Annotated in this window: 10 protein-coding genes and 1 pseudogene; 3 read left to right on the plus strand and 8 right to left on the minus strand. The window is 60.5% G+C overall.

All coding sequences use genetic code 11. The features are described 5' to 3' along the window. On the plus strand, window positions 1-90 hold a 90-nt coding region (locus AC1DLB_RS11725), incomplete at its 5' end, for a hypothetical protein (RefSeq protein WP_477785035.1). Window positions 91-165: 75 nt separating this feature from the next. Continuing rightward, on the plus strand, window positions 166-768 hold the full coding sequence (gene recR, locus AC1DLB_RS11730; RefSeq protein WP_064619124.1) for a recombination mediator RecR: 603 nt from the start codon (window positions 166-168) through the stop codon (window positions 766-768). 36 nt (window positions 769-804) lie between these two features. Here the strand turns inward: recR and AC1DLB_RS11735 are convergent. The 8 genes and pseudogenes from AC1DLB_RS11735 to ccoG form a co-directional block, all read right to left on the minus strand. Beyond that, window positions 805-1235: pseudogene (locus tag AC1DLB_RS11735) on the minus strand (purine phosphoribosyltransferase family protein). Between the two features lie 79 nt (window positions 1236-1314). Beyond that, window positions 1315-2049 (minus strand): fumarate/nitrate reduction transcriptional regulator Fnr, encoded by a 735-nt coding sequence (gene fnr, locus AC1DLB_RS11740; RefSeq protein ID WP_018925294.1) that lies wholly within the window; start codon window positions 2047-2049, stop codon window positions 1315-1317. A 93-nt stretch (window positions 2050-2142) separates the two neighbouring features. After that, on the minus strand, window positions 2143-3525 hold the full coding sequence (gene hemN / locus AC1DLB_RS11745; RefSeq protein ID WP_477743783.1) for an oxygen-independent coproporphyrinogen III oxidase: 1383 nt from the start codon (window positions 3523-3525) through the stop codon (window positions 2143-2145). Between the two features lie 117 nt (window positions 3526-3642). Continuing rightward, window positions 3643-4326 (minus strand): sulfite exporter TauE/SafE family protein, encoded by a 684-nt coding sequence (locus AC1DLB_RS11750; protein ID WP_018925296.1) that lies wholly within the window; start codon window positions 4324-4326, stop codon window positions 3643-3645. Further along, on the minus strand, window positions 4319-4537 hold the full coding sequence (gene ccoS, locus AC1DLB_RS11755; RefSeq protein WP_007933363.1) for a cbb3-type cytochrome oxidase assembly protein CcoS: 219 nt from the start codon (window positions 4535-4537) through the stop codon (window positions 4319-4321). The genes AC1DLB_RS11750 and ccoS overlap by 8 nt, the downstream gene beginning before the upstream one ends. A 22-nt stretch (window positions 4538-4559) precedes the next feature. Further along, complete coding sequence (locus AC1DLB_RS11760) at window positions 4560-7010, minus strand: heavy metal translocating P-type ATPase (protein WP_477743782.1); 2451 nt, start codon at window positions 7008-7010, stop codon at window positions 4560-4562. A gap of 187 nt (window positions 7011-7197) precedes the next feature. Then, entirely contained in the window at window positions 7198-7737 is a 540-nt protein-coding gene (locus AC1DLB_RS11765; protein WP_018925298.1) for a FixH family protein, read from the minus strand. 11 nt (window positions 7738-7748) lie between these two features. Further along, window positions 7749-9164 (minus strand): cytochrome c oxidase accessory protein CcoG, encoded by a 1416-nt coding sequence (ccoG, locus tag AC1DLB_RS11770; protein ID WP_477785033.1) that lies wholly within the window; start codon window positions 9162-9164, stop codon window positions 7749-7751. Window positions 9165-9650: 486 nt separating this feature from the next. Here ccoG and AC1DLB_RS11775 point away from each other — a divergent pair. Beyond that, window positions 9651-10390 (plus strand): phosphoesterase (locus AC1DLB_RS11775; protein ID WP_477785034.1); only part of this gene is annotated, 740 nt, incomplete at its 3' end.

The raw sequence follows: 10390 nt of genomic DNA on the forward strand, positions 1-10390 counted from the left end.
TGCCAGGAGAACGCGCCCGAGGCATTTATTGGCCTGCTGGAAGGACGCAACTTTGGCAAACTGGTGGTGCGGGTGGCGCCGACTGAGTAATTGGCGCTGCTATTTGACGCTAAACAGAGGCGCGGGTATAAACCGCGTCTCGTTGTTATGTCGGACTTTTTCCCCATGAGCTTCAGCCCTTTGATTCGCCAACTGATCGATGCCCTGCGAATTTTGCCGGGTGTGGGTCAGAAAACTGCCCAGCGCATGGCGTTGCAACTGCTTGAGCGCGATCGCAGCGGCGGTTCGCGACTGGCCCAGGCGCTGAGCCAGGCCATGGAAGGGGTGGGCCACTGCCGTTTGTGCCGCACGCTGACCGAAGACGATCTGTGCCCGCAATGCGCCGATTCACGCCGCGACGACACCTTGCTGTGTGTGGTGGAAGGTCCGATGGACGTGTACGCGGTGGAGCAGACCGGTTTTCGCGGTCGCTACTTCGTGCTCAAGGGCCACTTGTCGCCTCTGGACGGGTTGGGGCCGGAAGCCATCGGCATTCCACAACTGATGGCGCGGATCGAAGAGGCGGGCACGTTTACCGAAGTCATCCTCGCCACCAACCCGACGGTGGAAGGCGAGGCCACGGCGCATTACATCGCCCAGTTGCTCAGCAACAAGGGCCTGATCGCCTCGCGCATTGCCCACGGCGTGCCGTTGGGTGGCGAGCTGGAACTGGTGGATGGCGGGACATTGGCGCATTCGTTTGCCGGGCGTAAGCCGATTTCGCTGTAACGGTGCTGTCTGGGCTGACTCCTTCCAGGCGCTGCCTTACTTATCGCTCAACGCAAACTGCGTCAGACAGAAAGTCGCAATCCCCATGTCTTCCAGCCGTTGCGAACCACCCAGCTCCGGCAAGTCAATGATCGCCGCCGCTTCATGCACCCGCGCGCCCATGCGCCGAACCAGGTTGGCCGCCGCAATCAGCGTGCCGCCGGTGGCGATCAGGTCATCGAACAGCACCACCGAATCCCCCTCGCACAGGCTGTCGGTATCGAACCGATCAGGAACCCGCGCGCGTCCATGGCGCCGATGTGGGTGAAGTCGGCCTCGACGTAGCGATGGGCGAAGCTGTCCATCACCAGGCGCAGGGCTGTGGGCGACTGAAACAGCGGGGTGATGTCGCGAAAGATCACGCCCGGCTTGGGGAAGTCGATCACGGGGCGGATCAGTGATTTGATGTCGAAGGAGTCGATGACCATCGTCGAAGTGTCCTGGCGGGCTGCAAACGTCGCAGTATAACGGTGGCTGAACCGTTTCGCTCAGCCACCGTCAACAGGGTCAGCCTTCGATCGAGCCACCGGCCAGGGCGCAGAGCTGGATCGGGTCGAGGATGTGCACTTCCTTGCCCTCGGCGGCGATCAGTTCGTTTTGCTGGAAGCGCGTGAACACCCGGGACACGGTTTCCACCGCCAGGCCCAGGTAATTACCGATTTCGTTGCGCGACATGCTCAGCCGGAACTGGTTGGCCGAGAAGCCTCGGGCGCGGAAACGGGCCGACAGGTTGACCAGGAAGGTGGCGATGCGCTCGTCGGCGGTTTTCTTCGACAGCAGCAACATCATTTGCTGATCGTCACGAATCTCGCGGCTCATCACGCGCATCAACTGACGGCGCAGTTGTGGCAGTTGCAGGGCCAGTTCGTCGAGGCGCTCGAACGGGATCTCGCACACCGAAGTGGTTTCCAGGGCTTGCGCCGAGACCGGATGCTTTTCGGTGTCCATGCCCGACAGACCGACCAATTCACTCGGCAAATGGAAACCGGTGAGTTGTTCTTCGCCGCCATCGCTCAGGCTGAAGGTCTTCAGGGCGCCGGAGCGTACTGCATAAACGGAATCGAACGTGTCGCCCTGGCGAAACAGGAATTCGCCTTTTTTCAGCGGGCGACCACGTTTGACGATATCGTCCAGCGCATCCATGTCTTCCAGATTCAGAGAAAGTGGCAGGCAGAGAGGGGCCAGGCTGCAATCCTTACAATGGGCCTGGTTATGAGCGCGCAGCTTTACTGGCTCGGACATTTCTTTAATCCTTGTGGGAAAACACGCATAAGACGTAAGGGTACCCCACGGGAGGACATTCGGACCAGCCTGCGACAATTTAACCGCAAGGCATTAGATCACTCGTGAAAAGCGCTGGCGATTGGTGTGTTCCAGGTATGCATCGAACACCATGCACACCGAGCGCACCAGCAGTCGGCCTGCGGGGAGTACGGTGATCCGTTCATTGTCGAGCTCGATCAACCCGTCCTTGGCCATGTCCTGCAGCTGTGGCCAGAGCTCGCCGAAGTAACCGCGAAAATCGATGTTGAAGGCCTGCTCGATTTCCGCGAATTCCAGGTTGAAATGGCAAATCAGTTGCTGAATCACCGCCCTGCGCAAGCGATCGTCGGCATTGCACAGCAGGCCACGGGCGGTGGCCAGTTGCGCGGACGCCAAAGCGTTCTGGTACTGGGTCAGGTCGCTGCTGTTCTGGCAGTACAGGTCGCCGATCTGGCTGATGGCCGATACCCCCAGACCGATCAGATCGCAATGACCGTGGGTGGTGTAGCCCTGGAAGTTGCGTTGCAAGGTCGACTCTTCCTGGGCAATCGCCAGTTCATCATCGGGCAGGGCGAAGTGGTCCATGCCGATGTAGCGGTAACCGGCGGCCGTCAGTTGTTCGATGGTGCGCTGGAGCATTTCCAGCTTCTGCGCCGGTTCCGGTAGATCGTTGCTGTTGATCCGCCGTTGCGGCATGAAGCGCTCTGGCAGATGGGCGTAGTTGAACACCGAGAGCCGGTCCGGTTGCAGGTTGATGACTTCGTCGACGGTGCGGGCGAAGTTCTCGGGCGTCTGCTTCGGCAAGCCGTAGATCAGATCGATGTTGATCGAGCGATATTGCAGAGTCCGGGCGGCGTCGATCACCGCGCGGGTTTCTTCCAGGCTTTGCAGGCGATTGACCGCCCGCTGTACCGTCGGGTCAAGGTCTTGCAGGCCGATGCTGACCCGGTTGAAGCCCAGTTCCCGGAGCAGGCCCATGGTCGACCAGTCGGCCTCGCGCGGGTCGATCTCGATGCCGTAGTCGCCGGAATCGTCGTCCAGCAGATTGAAATGCTTGCGCAGCCGGGCCATCAGCTGACGCAGTTCATCGTGACTGAGAAAGGTCGGTGTGCCGCCGCCAAAATGCAGTTGCTCGACTTTTTGCATGGGGTCGAGGTGGCAGGCGATCAGCTGGATTTCCTGTTCCAGGCGCTGCAAATAGGGCAGGGCACGGCCACGGTCCTTGGTGATGACTTTGTTGCAGGCGCAGTAGTAGCAGATGTTCGCGCAGAACGGCACGTGCACATACAGGGATAACGGTCGCAGCGCCTTGCGGCTGTCGCGCAGGGCATGAAACAGGTCGAAGGTGCCGACCTGGCTGTCGAATTGCACGGCCGTCGGATACGAGGTATAGCGTGGCCCCGCCAGGTCGTAACGGCGGATCAGATCTGTGTCCCAACGAATGGCGTCGAGCATGCGGGCATTCCCCCGGATAGGCTGGCAGTGTCGGCGAGTCTAGGGGGTGCGGCGTTGCGGCATCTTGATTTGCATCAACGGTGATTGGCGATAGCGATAGTTTTTGTGGCGAGGGGGCTAATGCCCCATGAGCCAATGCTGATGCGGCCCCGGCAAGGTCCAGATGCCGAACACCATCACCAACAAGCCGCCGGTCATGCGCACGCTGCGTTTACGCAACAACGCCGTGACCCGCTCGGCGGCCAGGCCTGTGGCGAGCAGCACCGGCCAGGTGCCCAACCCGAACGCCAGCATCAGCAACGCACTGTCCAGCGCATTACCCTGACTCGCCGACCACAGCAATGTGCTGTAAACCAGCCCGCACGGCAGCCAGCCCCACAGCGCGCCGAGCAGCAAGGCGCGGGGCAGGTTCGACACTGGCAACAGTGTGTTGGCCACCGGCTGGATATGCCGCCACAGGCCGCGACCGAGGCTTTCGATGCGGGTCAAGCCGCTCCACCAACCGGCCAGGTACAGCCCCATGGCGATCAGCAGCAATCCGGCGAGGATGCGCATGAACATCGCCGCCGGGCTATTGGCCACGGCCCAGCCAGCCAGGCCGATCAGCAGGCCGGCCGCGGCGTAGCTGAGAATCCGCCCCAGGTTGTAGGCCAGCAACAAGCGCAAGCGTCGGCTGCGCTGCTCCTTGGGGATCGCCAGGGTCAACGCGCCCATCAAACCGCCGCACATGCCCAGGCAATGGCCGCCACCGAGCAGGCCGAGGATCAGCGCAGAGACCAGCAGTGGCGCCAACTCAAGCATGGGGTGGCGCCTTGTCGTCGGGTTTGGCCGGATGGCCACTGGCCTCGTCGACCGCTGCCGTGTGCTTCGGGTCCTGGTCGTCGAACAGGATGCTGTGGGCCGGGCCGTCGAGGTCGTCGTACTGACCGCTGTCGACCGCCCAGAAGAAGATGTAGATAGCGATGGCCACGATCAGCAGCGCGGCCGGGATCATCACGTAGAGAGCTGGCATCTGGACTCCATGCCCGCGCGGCTCAGGCCGGCAGCGGGCGGGTTTCTGGCGTGGCGCTGGTGGCTGGCGCGCTCGGCAGGCGAGTCAGGCGCAAAGCATTCAACACCACGGTCAACGAACTGATGGACATGCCGACCGCGGCCCACACCGGAGTGATCCAGCCGAGGGCGGCGAATGGCAACATGAGGCCATTGTACAGCGCTGCCCACAGCAAGTTCTCGATGATGACCCGACGGGTGCGACGGGCCAGGCTGAAGGCTTGCACCAGCGCGTCGAGGCGGTTCGACAGCAACACCGCGTCGGCACTGGTTTTTGCCAGATCGGTGGCCGAGCCCATCGCCACGCTGATGTCGGCGGCGGCCAGCACCGGCACGTCGTTGACCCCGTCACCGAGCATCAACACCTTGCGGCCTTCCTGGTGCAGTTGTTGCAGCACCTGCAATTTATCGTCCGGACGCAAACCGCCACGGGCCTCGTCGATGCCCAGTTCGGCGGCGACGCTGGCGACCATCGGCGAGCTGTCGCCGGACAGCAGCAAGGTGCGCCAGCCGCGAGCCTTGCAGGCCGCCAGCAGAGCGGGGGCGTCGGCGCGCAAACGGTCGTCGAGGACGAACCACGCCAGTGGTCCCTGGCTGTCGCCGAGCAGCAGCCATTGGCCGGGTTCATCGGGCATCATCGGCACTTGAGCACCGCTGAGCTCGCAGACAAAACCCGGTTGGCCAATGCGCAGGCGTTGCGCGCCGACCAAGCCTTCGAGACCCAGGCCCGGCGTGCTGTGGACCTCTTCGGCGGCCAGCGGCGCGCGGCCAAAAGCCCGGGCGATCGGGTGTTCGGAACGGTTTTCCAGGGCGGCGGCGAGGCTCAGGCATTGATCGCTCGCCAGTGCCCCAAGCGGCCGGATCGAACGCAAGGCCAGCCGACCTTCGGTGAGGGTGCCGGTCTTGTCGAAAATCACCGTGTCGATCTGGTTCAGGCCTTCCAGTACATGGCCGCGCGTCAGCAAAAGCCCCAGTTTGTGCAGCGTGCCGGTGGCGGCGGTGAGGGCGGTCGGCGTGGCCAGGGACAAGGCGCACGGGCAGGTCGCAACCAGCATCGCCAGGACAATCCAGAACGCTCGCGATGAATCCAGCTCCCACCAGAGCAGGCCGATGGCGGCCACTGCGATAAGCGTCAGCAGCAAGAACCATTGCGCGGCGCGGTCGGCGATTTCCGCCAGCCGTGGCTTTTCGGCCTGGGCGCGATCCAGCAGGCGGACGATGGCCGACAGGCGCGTGTCCTGACCCAGCGCCAGGACCTCCACGGTCAACGCACCCTCGACGTTCAAGGTGCCAGCGGTGACAGCGTCGCCCAGGGTTCGTGGTTGCGGCAGGTATTCGCCGGTGAGCAGGGATTCGTCAATGCTCGACTGACCGTCGAGGATCTTGCCGTCGGCCGGCAGGATCGCGCCGGGGTGCACCAGCACCTGATCGCCCACGCGCAGCTCGCTGAGCAGAATCCGCTCGCTCTGGCCGTCGGCACTCAGCCGCAGGCAGGAGGCGGGCAACAGATTGACCAGTTGTGCGGTCGCGGCGGCGGTTCGTTCCCGGGCGCGGCGTTCCAGGTAGCGCCCAGCCAGCAGGAACAGCGCAAACATTCCCACCGCATCGAAATACAGCTCGCCGACCCCGGTGATCGAGGTCCAGATCCCGGCGATATAGGCACTGCCAATTGCCAGTGACACCGAGACGTCCATCGTCAGGTGCCGGGTGCGCAGATCGCGCATCGCCCCTTTGAAGAACGGCGCACAGCTGTAGAACACGATCGGCGTGGTGAGAAACAACGCGACCCAACGCAAGATGGTGTGCAGTTCGGGGCTGAGGTCAATGTTGAATTCCGGCCAGGTGGCCATGGTCGCCATCATCGCCTGGAACCACAGCAACCCGGCGACCCCGAGTTGGCGCAGGGCCAGACGGTTTTCGCTGGCCAGTTGTTCGCTGGCACGGTCGGCCTGATAAGGGTGAGCGGCGTAACCGATGTGGCGCAATTCGCTGAGCACCTGGCTCAACGGCAATTGCGCGTCGGCCCAGCGCACGTGCAGGCGATGGTTGGACAGGTTCAGGCGTGCTTCGGCCACCGCCGACAGGCTGCGAAGATGCTTTTCGATCAGCCAGCCGCAGGCGGCGCAGCTGATGCCTTCCATCAACAGGGTGGTTTCGGCGAGTTCGCCTTCGTGACGGACAAAGGGTTGCTGCACGTCGGCGCGATCATACAGCGCCAACTCGTCGACCAACTGCACCGGCAAGGCTTCGGGGTTGGCCGAGGCTTCGCTGCGATGCTGGTAGTAACTTTCCAGCCCACCGGCCACGATGGCCTCGGCCACCGCCTGGCAACCCGGGCAGCAGAATTCGCGGGTATCCCCGAGGACAGCGGCGGTGAAGCGGCTACCGGCCGGGACGGGCAGGGCGCAGTGGTAGCAGGGGGTTGGACTGGTCATGTTTGTTGCCATGAAAACCATTGTGGCAGGCCCAAAGGCCTCTGTGGCGAGGGGGCTTGCCCCCGTTGGACCGCGCAACGGTCCCAAAGACAGTCAGCGCGAACTTCTCGATAGATCGAGTAGACAACTTGCGGCTGCTGCGCAACCGAACGCGGGCAAGCCCGCTCGCCACAGGAGATCGTTGTGACTATTTCTTCAGGTCTTCGGCACCTTGCAACGGCTCATCACCGAGCAGCAGATCCTTGGCATGGCTGACCTGTTCTTCCTCGAACATGCGCCAGGTCTTGTCATCCTGCACACCCAGCAATTCGACGAAGCGGCGGCCTTCGACCTTGTCGCTCAACTGGCCAATGTAGCGGCCCTGTTCAGTTTCACTGCGGGCCAGGGTGATCTTGCGATCCTTCTCCGGCTGGGTCGGCGAAATCAGATTCAGCTCAAGGGTTTTCGGTTGGCTGTTGCCGCTCAGGCGCAGGTCGACTTCGCCGGTCAGCTCATCCAGGTGCACGCTGGCTCGCAGTTGCAGGGTCTGGGCCAGCAGTTCACGGTCCAGGGAGCGGTTGATGCCTTTGCCGGCCTCGTAATAGTTGTCGTTGACCAGGTTGTCCGGGTTGTTCACCGCGATGGTCACCATCGACAGGGTCAAGGTCACCGAGCAGGCCAGGATGGCGATGATGATCCACGGCCAAAGGTGCTTGTACCAGGGACTTGCGGCAGTTGCTGCGGGCATGATCACTTCTCTCAACGAATTTGTGGGCCGATGAATCGGCTCTTGGCTTCAACGTGGACGCTGGCGTCATCGGCATCCTTGAGGATGAACTTCACCTCGTTGGTGCTCGACGGCAGTTGCTCCGGCGAGCTGGACAACTCGACCGGCTGGYTGAAAATTTCCCCGGCGGCGACTTTGATCTCGCGCTTGCCTTGCAGCTTGAGGTCCGGCAGGCCGGTGGCTTCGAGCACGTAGGTGTGGTCGCGCTGGTCCTTGTTCATGATCTTCAGGCTGTAGACGTTTTCGATCCGGCCTTCGGCGTTCTCACGGTACAGTACGCGGTCTTTGCTGACATCGAAACCGACCAGCGAGCGCATGAAGAACGCAGTCACCAGCAACGCGATCATGGTCAGCAACACCAGGGCGTAGCCGATCAGGCGAGGGCGCAGTTTATGGGTTTTTTGCCCCGACAGGTTGTGCTCAGTGGTGTAGCTGATCAGGCCGCGCGGGTAATCCATCTTGTCCATGATGCTGTCGCAGGCGTCGATGCAGGCCGCACAGCCGATGCATTCGATTTGCAGGCCGTCGCGGATGTCGATGCCGGTGGGGCAGACCTGGACGCACATGGTGCAGTCGATGCAATCGCCCAGGCCCTGAGCCTTGTAGTCGATGCCTTTCTTGCGCGGGCCACGGCTTTCGCCACGGCGCGGGTCGTAGGAGACGATCAGCGTGTCCTTGTCGAACATCACGCTCTGGAAGCGTGCATACGGACACATGTAAATGCACACCTGTTCGCGTAGCCAGCCGGCGTTGCCGTAGGTGGCGAGGGTGAAGAAACCGACCCAGAAATACGACCAGCCATCGGCTTCACCGGTGAAGAAGTCGATCACCAGTTCACGAATCGGCGAGAAGTAGCCGACGAAGGTCATGCCGGTCACGAAACCGATCAGCAGCCACATCGTGTGCTTGCTGAATTTGCGCAGGAATTTGTTGGCGCTCATCGGCGCCTTGTCGAGCTTGATGCGCTGGTTGCGGTCGCCTTCGGTGACCTTTTCGCACCACATGAAGATCCAGGTCCAGACGCTTTGCGGGCAGGTGTAGCCGCACCAGACCCGACCGGCATACACGGTAATGAAGAACAGGCCGAAGGCGCTGATGATCAGAATGCCTGAGAGCAGGATGAAATCCTGGGGCCAGAAGGTCGCGCCAAAAATGAAGAACTTACGCTCCGGCAGGTTCCACCAGACGGCCTGATGACCGCCCCAGCTCAGCCACACCGTGCCGAAATACAGCAGAAACAGTGCGGCACCACCCGTCATCCGCAGGTTGCGGAACAGACCGGTGAAGGCGCGGGTGTAGATCTTTTCTCGAGAGGCGTAGAGGTCGACGCTGTTGTTCGCGTTCTTGGCGGGTGGAGTGACGTCGTGTACCGGAATCTGATTGCTCATCATTGCATCCCACGGCAGTGGAAAAATGCCTCGGTCAGTACGTGCCGACCGCGGTCAAAAAGAGGTGTTGCAGTGGCGCAATGATACGCCTGTAGCTCTAACTCAAGGGTGCGACCTTTGGTCACGTTGGTGGAAATCAACTGACAGTGTAATGACTTGAATCAATTGACTTGTGAATTATGGACGGTTTTGAGGGGGCGGCGAGCTCATTCGAGCGCTACGGTGGCATCGACCGGCAAAATCCTGGCATCGAAGGCGGTATGACGTGGCGGCGCTTCAGCCAGGCGCGCATTACGTTTCCCTGTACGGGAGTCCTATGCTGCTGGCGAAAGCATCGACGTCAGTTGTTATAAGCAAGTCGGAAATATATTAACTGAATTGCCCGCTGTTTGATGTTTGCGGTTTTCTATTTTCTGGAATAAGTTGTTCTGGCATGCCGTTGTTATATAACGGCGTGCCTATCTAATATTACGGAAATGGAATTCTATGAACATTGTAAAAGGTGCGAAGTTATTCGCATGCATGTGGATCCTGTCGCTGGCATCTGTCGCACATTCAAATGAAGGTACACCTATTCATATGGTCTTCGCGTCTGATCCGCAGTATCCGTGGACGGATAAAACGGACAGTGAGGAATATGAACCTGACAGCGAGTTTGAACAGCGTGCCAAATGGCTGGTGGAGACCCAGTTCGCGAGTATTGCGGATTTCAGAAGCAAGATGGGCGGTCAGTCGCAGGTGCCATTGATGATCAACGGTGACATGACGGCGTTTGGTCATGGTTGGCAGCGTTCGTATATCAATTCGACGCTGCAGAAGTACTTTAATAAAGACTATCTGTACGGCTTGGGTAATCATGACTATCAGAACAATGTCGATGATTGTTTTACTAATAGTTGTGCGGCGGGCAGTATTGTCGAATATCAAGAGCATCATGCCGGCAAGGTAGATGATTTCGATTTGAAGATTACGGGCTTTTTGTTCAATAAGATGTATTCGGGCAGTCTTGCCTATTCCAAAAATATAGGGGAGGTTCATCTGGTCCAGCTTAATAATGAGCCGACTTACGCAACCAAAATTTCCCATCCCCTGAATCCTACAACTTTTAACATTACCGCTGCGCTGGATTGGCTTGAAAATGATTTACGAGTCGCCCGGGCCCAAGGTTACGCGATCATTATCAACATGCATAAACCCTATGACTGGCAGGGTGACTGGGGTCAGGA

Source organism: Pseudomonas sp. 05N434 (assembly GCF_056396965.1).

Coding starts and splice junctions, on each gene's coding strand:
- AC1DLB_RS11765 (WP_018925298.1), bottom strand. CDS start 7,737: ATGCCCGCAGCAACTGCCGCAAGTCCCTGGTACAAGCACCTTTGGCCG.
- recR (WP_064619124.1), top strand. CDS start 166: ATGAGCTTCAGCCCTTTGATTCGCCAACTGATCGATGCCCTGCGAATT.
- AC1DLB_RS11760 (WP_477743782.1), bottom strand. CDS start 7,010: ATGACCAGTCCAACCCCCTGCTACCACTGCGCCCTGCCCGTCCCGGCC.
- ccoS (WP_007933363.1), bottom strand. CDS start 4,537: ATGCCAGCTCTCTACGTGATGATCCCGGCCGCGCTGCTGATCGTGGCC.
- AC1DLB_RS11750 (WP_018925296.1), bottom strand. CDS start 4,326: ATGCTTGAGTTGGCGCCACTGCTGGTCTCTGCGCTGATCCTCGGCCTG.
- hemN (WP_477743783.1), bottom strand. CDS start 3,525: ATGCTCGACGCCATTCGTTGGGACACAGATCTGATCCGCCGTTACGAC.
- fnr (WP_018925294.1), bottom strand. CDS start 2,049: ATGTCCGAGCCAGTAAAGCTGCGCGCTCATAACCAGGCCCATTGTAAG.